Here is a 21,258-nt window from a genome sequence, read left to right as displayed (position 1 = left end):
GATTCAAACATCCTCCATGATTTATTGGGCTTGAACGCGCAGTTCAGCAGCGCTACGACTTTGGTGACCAAGCAGAGTATTCAAATCTGCCGCTTGAGGTTTCACCAAGTAGAACTTCGGAATCCATTCATCAAAGTTCGCCAAAATATGCTCCGCGTGGCTAGAGCCGGTTTCTTCTAAATGCTCTGCAATCAGACCGCGAAGATGTTCTTGATGTATATACAGATCAGACAGTGAAATCGCTTCAACCGATTCGTTGTTTACACGGCCTTGGAAGCTTTGGTTTTCATCCAGCACATAAGCAAAACCGCCAGTCATACCCGCACCAAAGTTCACGCCTGTCGCACCAAGAATCGCGACAATACCACCTGTCATGTATTCACATGCGTTATCACCCGCACCTTCAATGACCGCGATGGTGCCAGAGTTACGCACACCAAAGCGTTCACCCGCTTTACCTGCTGCAAACAGTTTACCGCCCGTTGCACCATACAAACAGGTGTTACCGATGATGGTCGCTTCATTACATTTGAACGCAGTACCTAAGTGTGGCTTGATGGCAATCTTGCCTCCCGCCATACCTTTACCGACGTAGTCGTTGGCATCACCAGTAAGGTAAAGTTCTACACCACCAGCGTTCCATACACCAAATGACTGGCCTGCCGTGCCATCGAGATGCAGTTTAATCGGTGAGGCCGCCAGCCCTTGGTTACCGTAGCGTTTTGCAATTTCACCTGACAGGCGCGCGCCCACCGAGCGGTCGGTATTGATCACATTGTAGTAGAAGCTGGCTGAACGGCCTTCTTCGACAGCATTAATAGCGTCATCAACGATGCGTTGGTTCAGCTCTGCTCTGTCAAATGGTGCATTTGGCTCGGTCCAGAACAGCGGATGTCCTTCTGGAGAAACTGGTGCTTCGAGAATATTGGACAGATCCAGTTTGGTTTGTTTTGCAGTGAATCCTTCAACAGCTTCAAGTAGGTCAGTGCGACCAATCAAGTCAGTCAGTTTCTCGACGCCAAGCTCTGCAAGCAGACCGCGTACTTCTTCAGCCAAACCGGTGAAGTAATTTATTACCATTTCAGGTAAGCCTTTGAAGTACTCTTTACGCAGGGTTTCATCCTGAGTCGCAACACCTGTCGCGCAGTTGTTTAGGTGACAGATACGCAAGAATTTACAGCCCATTGCTACCATTGGCGCGGTACCAAAACCAAAGCTCTCAGCACCTAGAATAGCGGCTTTAACCACGTCTAAACCGGTTTTCAGACCACCGTCAACCTGCAAGCGAATTTTGTGACGCAGACCGTTGGCAACCAGAGCTTGTTGAGTCTCAGCTAGGCCTAGCTCCCAAGGGCTACCAGCGTATTTCACTGAGGTTAGTGGGCTCGCAGCCGTACCACCGTCATAACCAGAGATAGTGATAAGGTCAGCATAGGCTTTTGCCACACCCGTAGCGATAGTGCCAACGCCTGGTTCAGATACAAGCTTCACCGAAACCAATGCTTTCGGGTTAACTTGTTTCAGGTCGAAGATCAGCTGCGCCAAGTCCTCAATCGAATAAATATCGTGGTGAGGAGGAGGGGAGATCAGCGTCACGCCTTGCACGGAATAACGCAACTTAGCGATTTCCGCCGTGACTTTATGTCCAGGAAGCTGGCCACCTTCACCCGGTTTTGCGCCTTGAGCTACTTTGATTTGCAGCACATCCGCGTTAGTTAAGTAATGTGGCGTTACACCAAAGCGACCCGAGGCAATCTGTTTAATACGCGAGTTACGCTCGGTACCAAAACGGCGAGGATCTTCACCACCTTCACCAGAGTTCGAGTAACCACCGAGTCGGTTCATCGCGGTTGCAAGTGCTTCGTGCGCTTCTGGACTCAATGCGCCGATAGACATCGCAGCAGAGTCAAAACGTTTGAACAGGTCGTTTTTCGGTTCCACTTTATCCAGTGATAACGGGGAATCGGCTTTCTTCAGTGTCATTAAGTCACGCAGCATCGCAACCGGACGTTGGTTTACCTGCTTCGCGTAGCTATGGTAGTCATTGATATCGCCTGATTTCACCGCAGTTTGCAGCGTACCGACAACATCTGGGTTGTAGGCATGGTATTCACCATCGTGCACGTATTTCAGCAAGCCACCCTGTTCGAGTGATTTACGTTTCGTCCAAGCTTTACGGGAAAGGTTAGTCAGATCTTGCTGGAAGTCTTCAAAGTTCGCGCCGGCAATTCGAGTGGTCACACCTTTAAAGCACAGGTCTACGACTTGTTGGCTCAAACCCACAGCTTCAAAAAGTTGAGAGCAACGGTATGAGGCGATGGTCGAGATGCCCATTTTCGACATGATTTTGTACAGACCTTTATTGATGCCGTACTGGTAGTTCTGCATCACGTCGCGGTAGTCTTTGTTTAGTACGCCATCATCAACCAGCTTACCTAGCGCTTCATAAGCTAAGTATGGATAAACCGCCGTGGCACCGAAGCCAAGCAGTACTGCAAATTGATGTGGATCTCGCGCCGTTGCTGTTTCGACGACAATGTTTGCATCACAGCGCAAATTGGCATTAGCGAGGCGAGTTTGTACTGCCCCTACCGCCATTGCCGCAGGAATTGGTAGTCTGCCTTTTACTAAGGCGCGATCAGATAGGACGACCAGAACGGTTCCTTCACGCACCACTTGTTCCGCTTGATCACACAGGAAGTTGATGGCTTGTTCGAGGTCCCTTTCTTCCGGATCGTAATTGATATCGAGAATCGTATTGCGATAGTGATCGTCACTCAATCCCAGCAGTTGCTGCATATCCGAATAGAGCAGAACGGGTGAATCGAACGTCACACGATGTGCGTGCCCGTCGGTTTCACAGAAGACGTTCATCTCCTGACCGATGCTGGTTGCCAGCGACATGACGTGTTGCTCGCGTAGCGGATCGATTGGTGGGTTGGTGACCTGAGCAAATTTCTGACGGAAGTAATCGGTTACTAGACGCTCTTTTGACGACAGCACGGCCATCGGAGTGTCATCACCCATCGAGCCAACCGCTTCTTGTCCCATTTCACCAAGAACACGCAGTACTTGGTCGACTTCTTCGTTGGTCATGGCGAATTGCTTTTGATAAGTCTTAAGCAAGTCTTCATCAAAATTACGTTCACCAACCTGATCTTCAGACAGTTCTGAAAACGGCGTTAGTTTGCGGACGTTGTTCGCCATCCATTCACGATATGGGTGGCGACTTTTCAGATCGTTGTCGATCTCGCTTGATTGCCACAATTTACCTTTTCGGGTATCGACAACCAGCAGCTCACCCGGACCTACACGACCTTTTTGCGCTACTTCATCTGGCGCGTAATTCCAAATACCAACCTCTGAAGCAAGCGTTATCAACTTGTCTTTGGTGATCACATAACGTGCCGGACGCAAGCCGTTTCTATCTAAGTTACATGCAGCGTAACGGCCATCAGATAATACGATGCCCGCAGGGCCGTCCCATGGTTCCATGTGTTTGGAGTTGAAATCGTAGAAAGCACGCAGATCCTGATCCATGTCTGGGTGGTTCTGCCATGCTGGCGGCACAAGCATGCGCATCGCACGGAAGATGTCCATACCACCTGCAAGGAATAGGTCCAGCATGTTATCTAAGCTGGAAGAATCTGAGCCTGTTTCATTAACAAATGGTGCAGCAGTTTGCAGATCGGGTAACAGCGGAGATGAGAATTTGTAAGCTCGCGCTCGCGCCCACTGACGGTTACCTTCAATGGTATTGATCTCACCGTTATGTGCCAGATAGCGGAACGGTTGGGCTAATGGCCAACGAGGTTGCGTATTAGTAGAAAAACGCTGGTGGAACAGACAAATCGCAGATTCCATACGAAGATCGGCAAGATCCAGATAGAAGCGCGGTAGATCCGCCGGCATGCAAAGTCCTTTATAGACTAACACTTGGGTTGATAAGCTACAGATATAAAAATCTGGATCTTCCGTGATCTGCTTTTCAATGCGACGTCGAGCTATATATAGACGGCGTTCAATATCTCGCTCGCGCCATCCCGCTGGAGCGGAGATAAATACCTGTTGGATATTTGGCACGGAGTGGAGGGCAATCGGGCCCAGCACTTCAGAATTTGTTGGTACTTCTCGCCAACCCGCAACAGTCAGAGTTTCTTGAGCGAGTTCTTTGTTAACGATTTCTCGCGCTTGCTGAGCTTTGATAGGATCTTGGCTAAAGAAAATCATCCCCACGGCATATTGCTTACCAAGGTTAAAACCATTTTCTTCGGCGACTAGGCGTAAGTAGGAATCGGGCTTTTGTAGTAGAAGACCACAACCATCACCAGTTTTACCATCGGCGGCAATACCACCACGGTGGGTCATACGGTCAAGCGCAGAAATTGCTGTACGAACCAGCTTGTGACTTTGCTCGCCTTCCATATGAGCGATCAAGCCAAATCCACAGTTGTCTTTCTCAAGACTTGGATCATAAAGAGCCATTGCAATTCTCCCTTTGCTTATCTGTCATCCCGACAGATACATCAACACTGCTTATGTTGATAGTGATGACTAACTATGCGTCATTTTTTTGTTTTTATGTATATTCATTCAATAAAAGGCGTGAAATATTTAACAATTTTTGACTGTTTTATTTTCATCAACTTCACAAGCTATAGGTTATTGTAAAAAAGGTCAAGTTATTAGTGGATAATCACGCTAATCAGGGATTTACCATTTAATTGGCTGGAATTATTCAATGATTTCAATTAGATATGAATTTCATTGTTACAATAAAGTAACATTTACTACTGGCTGAAATAAAAAAGACCAGCATAAAATGCTGGTCAAAATAAAAAGACTGGAAGGAATTGTTTTCTTTCTTGTTGAACAGCCAACAATATAATTATTGGCTGCTCGCACTCAGAAAGAGGGAGGAGTGCATCTCCTCCTATTATGCTGAAAGCATCAGCGAGTTTGCTTTTGCTTCTAGGTGTGTACCGCCCATCAGGTATTCATCGATAGAGCGAGCACACTCACGGCCTTCGTTGATACAACGAACGACAAGTGATTGACCTGTACGCATATCGCCTGCAGCGAAAACACCTTCTTGGTTAGTCGCAAAGCCCTGAGTTGCTACATTGCCACGATCATCAAGAGCGATGTCTAGCTGAGCCAGCACACCTGTTGGTTCAGGGTGTAAGAAGCCCATCGCTAGGAAAGCCATGTCACATGGAATTACTCGCTCACTGCCTTCGACTTCTTTGAAGCTTGGGCGCTCGCCAGGTTTTGCGTCTTCCCATACGATGTCAGCAATACGCAGACCCGTTACTTCACCTTTATCGTTACCAATGAACTCTTTAGTAAGGATGTTCCAGTGACGATCTACCCCTTCTTCGTGAGAAGTTGAAGTACGAAGGATCATTGGGTACTGAGGCCACGGCATATTCGCAGGGCGTTTTTCTGGTGGAATTGGCATGATCTCAACTTGAGTCACACTCGCTGCACCGTGACGGTTTGAGGTACCAACACAGTCAGAACCTGTATCACCACCACCGATAACTACCACATGCTTGCCTGCTGCGTGAATTTCTTCAGTTTTCAGGTCCATGTTGTTTGCACGGCGGTTATTTTGACCAAGGAACTGCATTGCGAAGTAAACGCCGTTTAGTTCACGTCCTGGTACCGGAAGGTCACGAGGAACCGTAGAGCCACCAGTCAGTAGTACTACATCGTATTCTTGACGTAACTGCTGAGCGTTCACGTCAACACCAACGTGTTGGTTCACTTTGAATTCCACACCCGCTTCAGCCATCAGGTTGATCTTACGATCAATCACTTCCATGCTGAGCTTAAAGTCAGGGATACCAAAACGTAGCAGACCGCCGACTTTTTCGTCTCGTTCAAATACCGTCACTGAGTGACCCGCGCTGTTCAGCTGTTCAGCTGCAGCCAGACCCGCAGGGCCTGAACCGATGATTGCAACGGTTTTACCTGTACGAGAGCGTGGCGTTTTTGGCTTGGCGTATCCTTCACGATACGCCGTTTCCACGATGGTTTTCTCTATGTTACAGATGGTGATTGGGTCTTGGTTAATACCAAGTACACAAGAACTTTCACAAGGTGCAGGACATACACGACCCGTAAATTCAGGGAAGTTGTTGGTCGAGCTCAGAATGTTCCATGCTTCTTCCCAGCTATCGCGGTAAACCGCATCGTTAAATTCTGGGATGATGTTACCAATCGGGCAGCCGTTATGACAAAACGGCACGCCACAGTCCATACAGCGAGAAGCCTGAGTATTGATCTTGCTACCAAACTCCTCGTTCAGAACGAACTCTTTGTTGTTCTTGATACGTTCAGCGGGATCGATCTTCTGTGGAAGTTCACGACCATGCTCTAAAAATCCAGTAGGCTTACCCATTACACTGCCTCCGCTTCAGTTTGTTGTGCCTCAGCTTTACGCTTTTGAAGTACCGCTTTGTAATCGCGCGGCATGACCTTAACCATAGAGGCTAGGCTAGCTTCAAAGTTGTCTAGGAAAGACTGAGCAACTTCACTTCCTGTGAATTGAACATGCTTAGTTAACATGTCTAGTAACAGATCTTTGTCTTCTTGTTCGATAGGATCCAAGTCAACGAGTTCTGGGTTCAGTTTGGACTCGAAGTCACCTGATTTATCCCATACGTACGCTACACCACCGCTCATACCAGCAGCAAAGTTGCGACCTGTTGAACCTAGGATGATAGCTGCACCACCAGTCATGTATTCACAGCCGTGGTCACCCACGCCTTCAACCACAACTTTCGCGCCAGAGTTACGAACACAGAAACGCTCACCAGCCATACCGCGGATGAAAGATTCACCAGAGGTTGCACCATAGAAACATACGTTACCTACGATGATGTTGTCTTCAGCAACAATGCTAGAGTTCGCATCTGGGTACAGTACTAAGGTACCGCCAGACAAGCCTTTACCCCAGTAATCGTTCGCGTCACCTTCAACTTCGAACTTCACACCTTTCGCAAGGAATGCACCGAATGACTGACCAGCAGAGCCTTTGAACTTCACGTTCATTGGTTGTGGCAGACCTTGGTCTTTGTACACTTTCGAGATCTCGTTCGACAACATAGTACCCGCAGAGCGGTCTGTGTTGACGATAGGGAACTCAGCGTTCACTGCTTCACCTTTCTCAAGCGCCGGAATAGCAGCTTGGATAAGTTTGCGGTCTAGTACTGATTCAAGGTTGTGGTTCTGCACTGTTTGGTTGTATACACCATCGGCTTCACGTGGTTGCTCGATGTGTAGAACAGGAGACAGATCCAGATTCTTGTATTTCCAGTGAGAAATGTCTTGGCGAACACGCAGTTTCTGGCCTTGGCCAACCATTTCATCGATAGTACGGAAACCAAGTTCCGCCATGATTTCGCGCAGACCCTGAGCCATGTACTGGAAGAAAGTGACTACGTCTTCTACGCGGCCATCAAAGCGCTCACGCAGAGTTTTGTTCTGAGTTGCGATACCAACAGGACAGGTGTTCTTATGACACTTACGCATCATGATACAGCCTTCAACAACCAATGCTGCTGTTGCCACGCCCCATTCTTCCGCACCTAGTAAAGTTGCGATTGCAAGGTCACGAGGTGTTTTCATCTGGCCGTCAGCCTGAACAACGATACGGTTACGCAGACCATTCTTCAGAAGTGTTTGGTGTGTTTCTGCCAAACCTAGCTCCCAAGGAAGACCAGTGTGACGAATCGAAGAAATTGGCGATGCACCTGTACCGCCATCGAAACCAGCGATCAGTACAACGTCTGCTTTTGCTTTCGCTACACCTGATGCGATGGTACCAACGCCTGCTTCAGATACCAGTTTCACGTTTACACGGCCCGCACGGTTCGCGTTTTTCAAGTCGTAGATAAGCTGAGCCAAATCTTCGATAGAGTAGATATCGTGGTGTGGCGGTGGAGAAATCAAACCGACGCCCGGAGTTGAGTGACGAGTCGCACCGATCCAGTCATCGACTTTATCGCCAGGTAGCTGACCACCTTCACCTGGTTTCGCACCTTGAGCCATCTTGATTTGAAGCTCTTCTGCGTTAGTCAGGTAGTAAGACGTCACACCGAAACGACCTGATGCAACCTGTTTGATTGCAGAGCGTTCCCAGTCGCCGTTTTCTTTACGCTCGAAGCGAATTGGGTCTTCACCACCTTCACCTGAGTTGGATTTTGCGCCTAAGCGGTTCATCGCAACAGCCAGTGTTGAGTGTGCTTCGTGAGAGATCGAGCCAAATGACATTGCACCCGTTGCAAAGCGTTTTACGATGCTCTCAATTGGTTCAACTTCGTCGATAGAGATAGAACCTGCTGGGTTCTTAATGAACTCAAGTTGGCTACGAAGCGTAACAGCATTGTCGCCTTGCTTATCTACTGCGCTCGCGTACTGCTTGAACTGAGAGTAGTCTTTGTTACGAGTCGATTGCTGTAGCAGAGAAATCGTTTCTGGGTTGAACAGGTGTTTCTCACCACGTTGTTTCCATTGGTAAACACCGCCAACATCAAGCATTTGAATTGGGATTTCACGTTGTGGGTAGCCAATACGGTGACGAACCACGACTTCTTTTGCGATGTCATCCAGAGTCAGACCCTGAATACGAGAAACCGTACCAGTAAAGTATTTGTCTACAACGGATTTGTGAATACCAAGCGCTTCGAAGATCTGTGCGCCATGGTAAGACTGCAGCGTTGAGATACCCATCTTAGAGAAGATCTTCAGCAGACCACCGTTAACGGCTTTACGGTAGTTGTTGAACAAATCGCTTGGGTTTACTTCAGGATCGAGCTTTTTCGTACGCTGTAGTTCGATGATGCTTTCGATTACCAAGTAAGGGTTAACCGCGTTTGCACCATAACCAAGTAGAGTCGCGAAGTGGTGAGTTTCACGCGCGTCACCCGTCTCTACCACGATGTCACACTTAGCACGCAGACCTTTACGGATCAGGTGATGGTGAACTGCGCCAACTGCCAGCATTGCTGGGATAGCCGCGTGGTTAGAGTTTACTGCACGGTCTGTCAGTAGGATGATTGAGTAGCCGTCGATCACTGCGTCTTCTGCGTATTGGCAGATACGTTTAAGTGCGCGCTCAAGTTTTCCTTTTTCTTCGCTTGCCTGGAATACGATGTCCAGTGTCTTAGCTTGTAAGTGCTCGTTATCGATAGCACGTAGCTTCTCAAGCTCAGAGTTAGCCAGTACTGGAGATTCCAGTTCTACCTTTTGACAGTGAAGTGGTGTTTCTGTCAGTAGGTTTTGGTCTTTACCCAAGTAGGTGTTCAGGGACATAACCATACGCTCACGGATCGGGTCGATCGGCGGGTTAGTTACCTGAGCAAACAACTGCTTGAAGTAGTTTGATAAATGCTGTGATTGGTGAGACAGAACGGCTAGCGGCCAGTCAGCACCCATTGCAGATAGTGGCTCTTTGCCATCGTTTGCCATTGGAACGATGATCTCGTTCACTTCTTCTGAGCTTACGCCAAATGCTTGTTGGCGGTGTAACAAACGCTCTGGAGAAGGTTGGCTAAACTGGTTACTTGCATCTGGCAAGTTTTTCAGACTGAGAAGGTTATCTTCAACCCATTTTTCGTATGGCTGAGAGGTAGCAATGGTATCTTTCACTTCTTCATCAGAAATGATGCGACCTTGCTCAAGGTCAGCAACAAAGATACGACCAGGCTGCAGACGACCACGGAACTCAACGTTTTCTGGTGCAATGTCGACTACGCCAGACTCTGATGCCATTACCAGGAAGTTGTCTTTCGTTACTGTGTAGCGAGAAGGGCGCAGACCGTTACGGTCAAGCGTTGCACCTACTTGAACACCATCAGTAAAACATACAGAGGCAGGGCCATCCCATGGTTCCATAATGTTTGCGTGGTACTGATAGAATGCACGACGCTTAGGATCCATGTTTTTGTTTTCTTGCCATGCTTCAGGAATCATCATCATCAGCGCGTGAGGCAGGGTACGACCAGAAAGAACCAGCAGTTCCAGAGCCATATCAAAGTTTGCTGAGTCAGACATGCCTTCTTGACAGATAGGCAGCAGCATATCGATTTCAGCCTGCGTGAACAGGTCTGATTCAATAATCGCTTCACGGGCTTTCATCCAGTTCAGGTTACCACGAACTGTATTGATTTCACCGTTGTGAGCAATGTAGCGGAAAGGCTGAGCCAGACGCCATCTTGGGAATGTATTGGTAGAGAAACGAGAGTGTACCAGTGCCAGTGCAGTCACCATGGTTGGGTTCTGCAGGTCAAGGAAATACTGTGGTACCTGTTCTGTCGTCAGCTGGCCTTTATATACCAGAGTCTTGTACGACATAGAGTTGATATAAAACTCGTCTTTGATATTCGATACGCTTTCCAGGCAGACACGTACAGTGTAGTTACGCAGAACGTACAGTTTACGTTCCAGTTCCTCAGGTGTAACACCCGGGCCACCAGAGATAAATACGTGCTCGAATTGCGGCTCCGTGCTAAGCGGGTCGGCACCAAGCATAGAGTTATCTACTGGAAGTACGCGGTAGCCAATAACTTCAAGATCCAGACGCTTGGCATTGCGCTCTAGAATGTCACGGCACTGTTCACGTTTGTATTCGTCTTTCGGGAAAAGAACGACACCAACACCATATTTTTCGAACGAAGGCAGTTTAATGCCCTGTTTAACGGCTTCTTCCAATAGAAATTCATGAGGTTTCTGCAGCAAGATACCAGCGCCGTCACCGCTACATGGGTCACAACCTTGACCACCACGGTGTTCCATACGCGCCAGCATATCCAATGCTTGCGTTACTACTTCATGAGATTTACGGTTTTTAAGGTGAGCAACAAAACCGATACCACAAGCGTCATGCTCCAGCTCTGGAGTGTACAGACCCTGTGAATTGTGCTCTCTATCTACCATAGATACATCCTTCCAGTTCAATGTAGACGCGAAAACCCCAGACAGACTAAGCCTGTCTAGCGAAATTTAATTTGCGTCTTGTCCTTTATATTTATGATTCGCCACCGGTCGAGGTTGACCAGTCTTGATTCCTTTCCGTATCTCGCAGGAAAAGTGTTGCGAGAAAAACATTCCTTGGTGTTATCTCTTTATTATTTGCCACTTATTGGTGACTTATATAGGTAGGAGTGGGATAACACCGATAATCCCCGCAGTCCGTGTTGTAATCAAAATGACAAAAACCACGTGGATACGTAAGTATCCTACAATTTTGTTACTTCGGAATGCAACGAAAAGTCGACGTTGTGACCCATTTTTTTTGTTTAATTATGCATATTTTGTTTAACAATTACGTAACATTGCCAGTTTTTGTATGTATTTATGCAGGTTTATTGATTTTGACTAGTCTGTGACTCGTTTGGATTGAGTAATATTCTGTGATTTTTCTTGCAGGGATGTAATTTATTTACACTAATCGTAGTGATATTGATTGCGATTTTGGTTTGGTGGAATTTTATGCAGTTACATGAGTTGGTCAACACATTAGGCCAGGATCTTCAGCGCCGATATGGTGAAAAAGTTCATAAATTAACATTGCATGGTGGATTTAGCTGCCCAAACAGAGACGGTACGATCGGACGTGGAGGGTGCACATTCTGTAATGTTGCGTCTTTTTCTGACGAGGAAGTACAGGTTAAAAGCATTCATGAGCAACTGAGTGATCGTGCCGGGGAGATCCAACGCGCGAAAAAGTATTTAGCCTATTTTCAAGCGTACACCAGTACGTATGCCGAAGTTCAAGTTCTCAAGAACATGTATGAAGAGGCGCTCAAAGCGGCGGATATCGTAGGTTTATGTGTTGGTACCCGACCTGACTGCGTTCCTGATGCTGTGTTGGACTTACTCTCTGGTTACGTCAAGCAAGGTTACGAAATCTGGTTAGAACTCGGTTTACAAACGGCTCATGACGACACGCTGAAGCGAATTAACCGCGGTCATAATTTCGAATGTTATGCGCAGATCACCAAGCGAGCGCGTGCTTTAGGTATTAAGGTTTGCACGCATTTGATCGTTGGTTTACCCAAAGAAACGCGCCAACATAACGTGGAAACCATGAGTAAAGTTCTTGAAGTGGGGACGGATGGCATCAAATTGCATGGTTTGCACATTGTTGAAGGCAGCACTATGGCTAAAGCGTGGCGAGCCGGGAAGCTGGAAGCTCCTGAGCTAGAAGAGTATGTCGCCATTGCCAGTGAATTAATCCGCATGACGCCGGCGGAGATTGTTTATCACAGGGTTTCTTCTGCGGCACGACGCCCGACGCTGTTGTCACCACTCTGGTGTGAAAATCGTTGGTTGGCGATGACAGAGATTGGTCGAGCATTGGACATAGAAGGTGCTCAGGGGAGTTTAACCGGTAAGCCATTTATCTATAAAAAGCCTGAGCTTAAACTTAAAGCATCTACTCATCTCTGATTTCTTACTGCTAGCGTAAAATTCTACAGACCCAAGTATTTCATTCCTACTTGGGTCTGTGGTTTACCATTCTACCCTTAGCGCTTCTCATCGCTTTTTAAGTCTTTTCCAATGTCTGTTTCATCGTTCATTATTAAACATACGAACGATGAAAGAGAAGTTATTGCCAACGCTTTGTGACCTCTTGCTCTAAGTTGATAGTGAGAAGTTTAAATCACCGTATCAAACACGTTAAACTGCTGGTACTTGGTGTTTTTCCATTATTACCCTGAAGTTGTATACCAAGGTTCATGTCTAATGTTCAGGGATGATATCTAGTTTTACGCCGTGGAGTCGTGAATGAAACCGATGAAAAATCTTGCCCAGTATTATGTCGACCTTCTGGTAAAACTGGGGATTGTCCGTTTTTCAATTTTGCTAGCACTTGCGCTGGTGGCGTTAGCTGTCGTGGTACAAGTTGGTATTACCTTGGCACTTAAGGGGCGAGTTGACGATATTGATATCGTACGCTCTGTTTTCTTTGGTCTGCTGATTACTCCTTGGGCGGTGTATTTTCTGTCGGTGGTGGTTGATCAGTTGGAAGAGTCTCGCCAAAGGTTAACTAAGCTGGTTTCTAAGCTGAAAGACATGCGCTCGCGCGACCAAGAACTGAACTTCCAGTTGCAACAGAATATTGAAAAGCTCAATCAAGAGATTGAAGAGCGTATTAAAGCCGAAGAAGCACGCGAAGAAGCGATGAAGGATCTGGAAAATGAGGTCTTTCAGCGTGAACGCACTCAGTTAGAGCTTGCGGAGCGAACCGCCTTATTGCGCTCCTTCATTGATGCGTCTCCGGATCTGATTTACTACCGAAATGCGGATGGTGTGTTCTCAGGTTGTAACCGAGCAATGGAAGAGCTGACGGGTAAGAAAGAGCATCAGTTGGTAGGCTTGAGCCCTTGGGACGTCTACAGCAAAGAAATCGCACAGCCAATCGTTGATACGGACCAGAAGGTTTTCACTGATAATCAAGCCATTACCTATGAGCAATGGCTGGAATACCCGGATGGTCGTAAACACTACTTCGAACTGCGTAAGGTTCCTTTTTACAGTAAGGACGGCCGTCACCTGGGCCTAGTTGGTTTTGGTCGTGATATCACCGAACGTAAACGCCATGAGGAGTCTCTGGAAAAAGCCAGCCGAGACAAAACCACTTTCATTTCTACTATCAGTCATGAACTTCGTACTCCACTCAACGGTATCGTCGGCTTGAGCCGAATGCTGCTTGATACTCAACTGACCGAAGAGCAGCGTAAGTACATGCAAACCATCAATGTCAGCGCGATTACGCTTGGAAATATTTTCAACGATATTATCGACATGGATAAGTTTGACCGTCGCAAACTAGAGTTATTACCTGAGCCACTTAATTTCGAAGACTTTGTCGCAGAAATAGAGAGTATCTCTGCGTTGATGGCTGAGCAGAAAGGTTTGCGCTTTGACTTAGAACGCTTGAGCGATTTACCGAAAGCGATTGAAGTTGATGCCACCCGTTTACGTCAGGTTATCTGGAACCTGGTCAACAACGCCATGAAGTTCACCAAAGAAGGCGGTGTGGTAATGACGGTGAGTGCGGATGTCGAAGATGATTTCGCGACGATTATTATCGAAGTGGAAGATACCGGTATCGGTATTCCTGAAGAAGAGCTGAATAAGATTTTTGCCATGTATTACCAAGTGAAGTCAGGCAAAGATAACTTACACGCAGTTGGTACTGGCATTGGACTGGCTGTTTCTAAGCAGCTGATTAATATGATGGATGGTGATATTTCCGTAGCGAGTGAAGAGGGCTACGGCAGTACATTTACCGTTTCTATTCATGTTCCAGTTGTGGCTCTAGAAGAACCTATTATCGACGCGCAACGCGATAATGTTCACTTAAATATCTTTATGGTTGAAGATATCGAACTGAACGTGACCGTGGCGAAATCGCTATTGGAAAGCTTAGGCCATTCAGTCACAGTTGCCATGACGGGACAAGAGGCGTTAGTCAATTTCGTTCCGGATCAGTATGACTTGGTTTTACTGGATATTCAGTTGCCTGATATGACTGGCTTCGATGTGGCGAAATACTACCGAGAGCACTACGACAACTTGCCACCGTTAGTCGCGTTGACGGCAAACGTACTGAAAGATCGTAGAGAATATCTGCAAAACGGCATGGATGATGCGATCAGTAAGCCGTTGGCTGTGCATGCTATTCAATCTGTGATTGATAAGTTTTTTGTGCATAGAGTGGAAAAACCACAGCCGGTTGAGATTCTTGAAGTTAAGGAAGAACCTGCGCCATCACCTGTGATTGAGACGCATCTGCTTGACCTCGATATGCTGGAGTCTTACGTTGATATTGTGGGGGCGAAGCCCGTTTATGACAGCATCAAAATGTTTGAAGATATGATGCCAGATTATATTGAAGTACTGGACTCCAATATGATCGCGAAAGATAAAGATGGCATCGTCTCTGAAGCGCACAAGATCAAAGGTGCAGCAGGTTCCATCGGTTTGAAACGTATCCAAAGTGTCGCGCAAAAAGCCCAGTCTCCGGATATGCCTGCCTGGTGGGAGAATATTTCAGATTGGGTTGAAGAAATAAAAAATGAATACCTCAACGATATCCAAGTACTAAAAAGTTGGTTAGAACAAAGGAAATAACATGAAGAAACTTGCATCAGTGGCCATTGCTACTGCACTGCTGTCGGGTTGTAGTGCTGTTCCTGAAGTGAACTGGAAACAAGACAGCCAGATAACAATTAATCAAGTCAATATTGAACTCAAGAGTAACCTCTGGGTAAATCTGATGCCGACAATAGGTGAGTCTCAGGAACCCAACCTTCACGGCTCTCTCTCTTTGGAAAGTGATACGGAGTTACCGGCCAATCTGACAGTAGAAGCTTTGATAATTAAACAAGGTGACGAGCAATGGATGCTGGACGAAGACGCTTTAGAAACTCGGACGCATAGCGAGAACCAGTGGGAAGTTGCGTTTACCTGGCAAAATCAACTTAACACTGAAAAGTGGGTTGAGCTGGCAATACTGTTGGATGATGCCGGTAAAAAACGTTGGCTGGTAGAAAAGTATGTAAAGGTAAACAAAGTCTACTAGCGTTTATTCTGCCTAAAAAAAGTTGTATAGAAAAAGGGCTTGCTCCAATGAGCAAGCCCTTCATGTTTCTCGTGGAATGAAGAATTAGTCTTCTAAATCACCACAGAAGCGGTAACCTTCACCATGAATCGTTGCGATGATTTCTGGTGTACCTGATACAGATTCGAAGTGTTTACGAATACGACGAATGGTTACGTCAACAGTACGGTCGTGTGGTTTAAGTTCACGGCCTGTCATCTTCTTCAGAAGATCGGCACGTGTTTGGATTTTGCCTGGGTTCTCACAGAAGTGCAGTAGCGCACGGAATTCAGAACGAGGCAGTTTGTAGCTATCACCTGACGGGCTCACCAGTGAACGGCTATTGATATCTAGCACCCAACCGTTGAACTCGTATTTTTCTACCGAGCGTTTTTCTTCTTGAACAGCACTTGCGCTCATTGAGCGACTCAACAAGTTGCGCGCACGGATAGTCAACTCACGTGGGTTGAATGGTTTAGTGATGTAATCATCAGCACCAATCTCAAGGCCTAGAATCTTGTCCACTTCATTGTCACGGCCAGTCAAAAACATCAGTGCGATGTTTGCTTGTTCGCGCAATTCACGTGCAAGTAGAAGACCATTCTTGCCTGGAAGGTTAATGTCCATAATGACCAAGTTGACAGAGTTGTCTGATAATACTTGGTGCATCTCTTCACCGTCACTGGCTTCAAAAACAGCGTATCCCTCTGCTTCAAAAATACTCTTAAGAGTGTTACGAGTTACTTGCTCATCTTCAACGATCAGAATCTGCGGGGTTTGCATTGGCGGTACCTAAATTTGTGACAAAATTGTGCTAATAGAATAAATTCTAGGCAAAAATATAACATACAGGTAATGAAATTTTGATAATAAATCAAGTTAATCAAAATTACACTTCTTTCAGTTATCCGCCTTCCATGGAGATTTACCAGCTCACCTACATCCCGTGGCGACTTTTATTCTAATGGGATATTTACCTTTCATTTCCAGTTTCTTATTGGGGGAGGAAACGTAAACACCCTAGATATGGGGCGAATTTTATATTGTTAACAGCATGCTAACAATGCTCAAATGTTAATTCCATGCAGTTTGTTGATTTACATCAATTGATGAAATTTAACTGTTATTAATCATTTAAGAGTTATGATAGAAAAAAATAATACGAACATCGACGCATCGTTATGGAATGCTTATGCAAATTCTTTTTTTCGCTTTGAAACGAAATGGAATGTTTTGAGCTATGTTGTGATAACTGCTTGGAACCCATACAGTAATTTGCGGTCAAAAGAAGATAACTGCATAATTAATCAAAAGCTAGAAAAGCGTCTAAAACACGTTAACTATGTGCCAGTTACTGTAGGTGACCGTACCTTTGAATGGTACGAAGAGAGTTTTGCGGCGGAGATCTCAATAGACGACGCGATTACATTGGCAAACGAGTTTCAGCAGAATGCGATTTATTATATCTCTCATGACGACATCTACCTTATTGTCTGCGGTGATCCGAGCAATCGACACAAAGTAGCTAAAATGAGTGAGCGACTCGTATAACGAAAACAGGATACTACTCGTTGGAGCGTACTCGGACGAGAAAATTCACGGAGGAAATATGAACGATATAACACCAGATATATGTGACCAATTTGAAGACCAAGTAACGTTACTGAATCTGCCACTACAGAATTTTGGACAACGTTCCGCGTTTTTTGGCGAAATTGTCACAGTGCGCTGTTATCACGACAACTCCAAGGTAAGAGAGGTGCTTGGGCAGGACGGCACAGGCAAAGTGTTAATTGTTGATGGCCATGGTTCATGTCAAAAAGCGCTGCTCGGTGATCAATTGGCCATCCTTGGTATTGAGAATGGATGGGAAGGTATTATTGTCTATGGTGCGGTGCGTGATGTGGCGCAAATGTCACAAATGGATATTGGCATTCAAGCGCTTGGCACATGTCCGTTTAAAACAGAAAAGCGAGGCCTGGGTGAGGTCAATGTGACAGTAACGATGCAAAATCAGTTAGTGCAGCCGAAGCATTATGTTTATGCAGACTGGAATGGGGTGTTGATCTCAAAAGAAAAACTGGATTTTTAGAAGCGAAACCCTAATCCAACCTCAAAGCCTTGTTGCCAATCTTGATAATCTAGAGTTGCGTGAATATCTAACTTGTCAGTAATTTTCACACGACTAGACACCTCGGCAGCAAGGCCCGTATCTTCTTCATCGACACGCTCGTTGGTGTCAGCTTTGAAAGAACGCAGCGTACTCTTAACAGTGACACGATCATTAAAGTGGTAGCTAACGCCACTTAAAAAGCCGCTTTGATTTTGGACTGGGGAGTTGTTGACGCGTGCACCAACATAAAGATCAACCGAATCAAATAACTCGTACGAGTAACCGCCGTCGATGTTCCATACATCGAAGCTATCCGTTTGATAACTGTCACTTGAGATAAATAACTTGTGTGGGGAAGTCATTGCTGCCCCAGGAAGGGTAGGTAGCTCAGTCGCTAAAGAAACACCAGGCATGGCAAAAAGTAACAGAAAAAGCCATTTTTTCATGCTCACCACTCCTTGTGTTTCAAAACTTTTTATTGGTATGTGCTCAACGCTTCCCAATATTAAAGCATATAATATGAAATGCAGCTCATTTATTTCCCAAATAATTAACTCTCGTGGAGTGTGATCACACTTAAATTGTTGTGCAAGAGTGGTTGCTCTGCATTTTCTTTGATCTTTGCCGTTTTAGCCAAGATCGCCATGAATGTGGGTGGAATGTAACTTTTTCTATGCAAAGCTATTTCGGGAATGAAATACTAAGATAAATTTATTAAAAAATTGAATTTTAATTTATTTCTTTATTTTCAGCGATATATGGCAGAATTTATCTCTGTAAGACTGGAAAATAAACAATTTTTTTGTTGACTCTGTTACAGAAACTCGGTAAACGTAGGGTTAAGCAAACACACAATTCGTAGAATATTAATTTATGCCAGTTAACAGCCTCGTTGTAATGACCACCACCATTATTATTACCGACATTACAATTGTTGGGGCAGGCTGCTGAGCGAAAGAAATTCACAAAAAAGGCCTGTATCCAACAAGATACAGGCCTTTTTTTATGCTTTCTTAATACAAAATTTAGACAAGTTTAAGAAGATACACTGGAGGAAGGGATGCGAGTATTGAAGTTTGGCGGTTCATCATTGGCTGATGCAGATCGCTTTTTAAGAGCAGCAGATATCATTGCGAATAATGCTCAACAGGAAGAAGTCGCAGTCGTGCTTTCTGCACCGGGTAAAACAACTAATAAACTGGTTGCTGTGATTGAAGGCGCTTTACGAAATGGTGAAGCAGAATTACAAATTAACGAGTTAGAAGAATCGTTTAAAACGCTTTTTGCCGATATCCAAGCCTTGGTTCCTAATCTGGATGGGACTGGCTACGACAATCAAGTTAAAACCTCGCTCTCTCAATTACGTCAATTTGTCCATGGCATCAGCCTGTTAGGCATGTGTCCAAACAATGTGAATGCGCGCATCATCAGTAAAGGTGAACGTGTTTCTATTCAACTAATGAAAGCGGTACTTGAAGCAAAAGGTCAAAAAGCCAGCCTAATTGATCCGGTTGAATACCTTTATGCTCAAGGCGATCATCTTGAAGCGATGGTTGATGTTGATATTTCTACACAAAACTTCCGCCAAAAGCCTCTTCCTCAAGGTCATGTCAACATCATGCCTGGTTTTACTGCCGGCAACGAGAAAGGAGAACTGGTTACTCTAGGTCGTAACGGTTCTGACTATTCGGCTGCGGTTTTGGCTGCTTGTCTTCGTGCCGACTGTTGTGAAATCTGGACTGACGTTGATGGCGTATACAACTGTGATCCTCGCTTGGTAGAAGATGCACGACTATTAAAATCACTGAGCTATCAGGAAGCGATGGAGTTGTCTTACTTCGGTGCGTCCGTTCTGCACCCGAAAACCATCGCTCCAATTGCTCAATTCCACATTCCATGCTTAATCAAGAACAGTTTTAACCCGCAAGGTGCAGGTACGCTGATTGGCCAAGATACCGGTGAAGATAACCTGGCTATCAAAGGTATTACTACACTGAATGACCTGACCATGGTGAACGTCTCTGGCCCAGGTATGAAAGGCATGGTTGGCATGGCGAGCCGCGTATTTGGTGCTATGTCTTCAGCGGGTGTTTCAATCGTACTGATCACTCAGTCATCATCAGAATACAGCATCAGCTTCTGTATCGAAGCAGAAGACAAAGCAAAAGCGCAACAGACTCTGGCAGAAGCATTTGAGCTTGAACTGAAAGACGGTCTGCTTGAACCAGTAGAGTTTATCGATGATGTTGCTATCGTGACCCTTGTTGGTGACGGCATGCGTACGTCACGCGGCGTTGCGTCACGTTTCTTCTCATCTCTTGCTGAAGTAAACGTCAACATTGTTGCGATCGCACAGGGTTCTTCTGAGCGCGCTATCTCAGCGGTTATCCCAGAAGATAAGATCTCTGAAGCAATCAAAGCCTGTCATATGAACCTGTTCAATTCTAAACACTTCCTTGATGTTTTCGTTGTTGGTATCGGTGGTGTTGGTGGTGAGCTGGTGGATCAGATTGAACGCCAACAAGCCAAACTGGCAGAGAAAGGCATCATCATTCGCGTATGTGGTCTGGCAAATAGTAAGGGTCTGCTTCTGGATAGTGAAGGACTGCCACTGGAACACTGGCGTGACCGCATGTCTTCAGCTACTGAAGAGTTCAGCCTAGCGCGCCTGATTGCACTTGTGCAACGTAACCACATCATCAACCCTGTTTTGGTTGATTGTACTTCGAGCGAAGCCATTGCTAACCAGTACGCTGATTTCCTGGCAGCAGGTTTCCACGTTGTTACTCCAAATAAGAAAGCCAATACAGCAAGCATGGCTTACTACCATCAGCTTCGCGATGTAGCACGCAGCTCTCGTCGTAAATTGATGTACGAGACAACGGTTGGTGCGGGTTTGCCGGTTATCGAAAACCTGCAGAATCTCATTTCAGCGGGTGATGAGCTTGAACGATTCACCGGCATTTTGTCTGGTTCACTATCTTACATCTTCGGTAAGCTAGACGAAGGCATGAGCTTGAGCGAAGCGACAAACATCGCGAAAGAAAACGGCTTCACCGAACCGGATCCTCGTGATGATCTATCGGGTATGGATGTGGCTCGTAAGCTTCTTATTCTGGCTCGTGAAGCGGGAATGTCGCTAGAGTTGGAAGACGTTGTGGTTGATCAAGCGCTGCCACCGGGCTTTGATGATTCAGGCAGTGTTGATGAGTTTATGGCGAGACTTCCTGAAGCTGATGCGTACTTTAAAGATCTTGTCGCAAAAGCCGCTGAAGAGGGTAAAGTTTTACGCTATGTTGGTGAAATCAATGATGGTAAGTGCAAAGTCAGCATTGCTATTGTTGATGAAAATGATCCAATGTTCAAAATTAAAGATGGTGAGAACGCACTGGCGTTTTACAGCCGTTACTACCAGCCAATCCCATTAGTGCTTCGTGGTTACGGTGCAGGTACGGAAGTTACCGCAGCAGGCGTATTTTCAGATGTGATGCGTACTTTAGGTTGGAAACTAGGGGTATAACAGTAA

11 protein-coding genes and 1 other annotated feature are annotated in these 21,258 nt (G+C 45.9%); of the genes, 6 read left to right on the top strand and 5 right to left on the bottom strand.

Features of this window, described 5'->3' with window-relative positions:
* Window positions 1-21: 21 nt before the first annotated feature.
* From gltB (V1U08_RS10725) to gltB (V1U08_RS10715), 3 genes are all read right to left on the bottom strand, one after another.
* On the bottom strand, window positions 22-4,485 hold the full coding sequence (gltB, locus tag V1U08_RS10725; RefSeq protein WP_065299128.1) for a glutamate synthase large subunit: 4,464 nt from the start codon (window positions 4,483-4,485) through the stop codon (window positions 22-24).
* A 451-nt stretch (window positions 4,486-4,936) separates the two neighbouring features.
* Entirely contained in the window at window positions 4,937-6,406 is a 1,470-nt protein-coding gene (locus tag V1U08_RS10720; RefSeq protein WP_014230823.1) for a glutamate synthase subunit beta, read from the bottom strand.
* Window positions 6,406-10,944, bottom strand: coding sequence for a glutamate synthase large subunit (gltB, locus tag V1U08_RS10715; protein ID WP_330470576.1), 4,539 nt, complete (start codon window positions 10,942-10,944; stop codon window positions 6,406-6,408). The genes V1U08_RS10720 and gltB (V1U08_RS10715) overlap by 1 nt, the downstream gene beginning before the upstream one ends.
* A 555-nt stretch (window positions 10,945-11,499) precedes the next feature.
* Here gltB (V1U08_RS10715) and V1U08_RS10710 point away from each other — a divergent pair.
* From V1U08_RS10710 to V1U08_RS10700, 3 genes are all read left to right on the top strand, one after another.
* Entirely contained in the window at window positions 11,500-12,459 is a 960-nt protein-coding gene (locus V1U08_RS10710; RefSeq protein WP_330470575.1) for a TIGR01212 family radical SAM protein, read from the top strand.
* A gap of 339 nt (window positions 12,460-12,798) precedes the next feature.
* Entirely contained in the window at window positions 12,799-15,150 is a 2,352-nt protein-coding gene (gene arcB, locus V1U08_RS10705; RefSeq protein ID WP_330470574.1) for an aerobic respiration two-component sensor histidine kinase ArcB, read from the top strand.
* A gap of 1 nt (window position 15,151) precedes the next feature.
* The gene (locus V1U08_RS10700; RefSeq protein ID WP_014230827.1) at window positions 15,152-15,601 is read left to right on the top strand and encodes a membrane lipoprotein lipid attachment site-containing protein; all 450 of its coding nucleotides are present in this window, start codon (window positions 15,152-15,154) and stop codon (window positions 15,599-15,601) included.
* A gap of 84 nt (window positions 15,602-15,685) precedes the next feature.
* Here V1U08_RS10700 and arcA read toward each other — a convergent pair whose 3' ends face one another.
* Window positions 15,686-16,402 (bottom strand): two-component system response regulator ArcA, encoded by a 717-nt coding sequence (gene arcA, locus V1U08_RS10695; protein WP_020335906.1) that lies wholly within the window; start codon window positions 16,400-16,402, stop codon window positions 15,686-15,688.
* 360 nt (window positions 16,403-16,762) lie between these two features.
* Between arcA and V1U08_RS10690 the strand changes: the two genes are divergently transcribed.
* Both V1U08_RS10690 and V1U08_RS10685 read left to right on the top strand, forming a co-directional pair.
* Window positions 16,763-17,170: a DUF3293 domain-containing protein gene (locus V1U08_RS10690; protein WP_020335907.1), complete on the top strand. Its 408-nt coding sequence runs from the start codon at window positions 16,763-16,765 to the stop codon at window positions 17,168-17,170.
* 58 nt (window positions 17,171-17,228) lie between these two features.
* Window positions 17,229-17,711 carry a putative 4-hydroxy-4-methyl-2-oxoglutarate aldolase gene (locus tag V1U08_RS10685; protein WP_020335908.1) on the top strand — a complete coding sequence of 161 codons (483 nt, stop codon included), beginning with the start codon at window positions 17,229-17,231 and terminating at the stop codon, window positions 17,709-17,711.
* Here the strand turns inward: V1U08_RS10685 and V1U08_RS10680 are convergent.
* Window positions 17,708-18,178: a hypothetical protein gene (locus V1U08_RS10680; protein WP_014230831.1), complete on the bottom strand. Its 471-nt coding sequence runs from the start codon at window positions 18,176-18,178 to the stop codon at window positions 17,708-17,710. The two genes, V1U08_RS10685 and V1U08_RS10680, sit on opposite strands and share 4 nt — an antisense overlap.
* 440 nt (window positions 18,179-18,618) lie before the next feature.
* Window positions 18,619-18,738 (top strand) — a sequence feature (Thr leader region).
* A gap of 54 nt (window positions 18,739-18,792) precedes the next feature.
* On the opposite strand from V1U08_RS10680, the gene thrA reads away from it, so the two are divergent.
* Window positions 18,793-21,252, top strand: coding sequence for a bifunctional aspartate kinase/homoserine dehydrogenase I (gene thrA / locus V1U08_RS10675; protein ID WP_020335910.1), 2,460 nt, complete (start codon window positions 18,793-18,795; stop codon window positions 21,250-21,252).
* Window positions 21,253-21,258 lie beyond the last annotated feature (6 nt).

Source organism: Vibrio sp. YYF0003, from assembly GCF_036350715.1.
GTDB classification, from domain to species: Bacteria; Pseudomonadota; Gammaproteobacteria; order Enterobacterales; family Vibrionaceae; genus Vibrio; species Vibrio natriegens.
The sequence above is the reverse complement of the archived record's forward strand: the minus strand, read 5'-3'. Positions and strand labels throughout refer to the sequence as shown.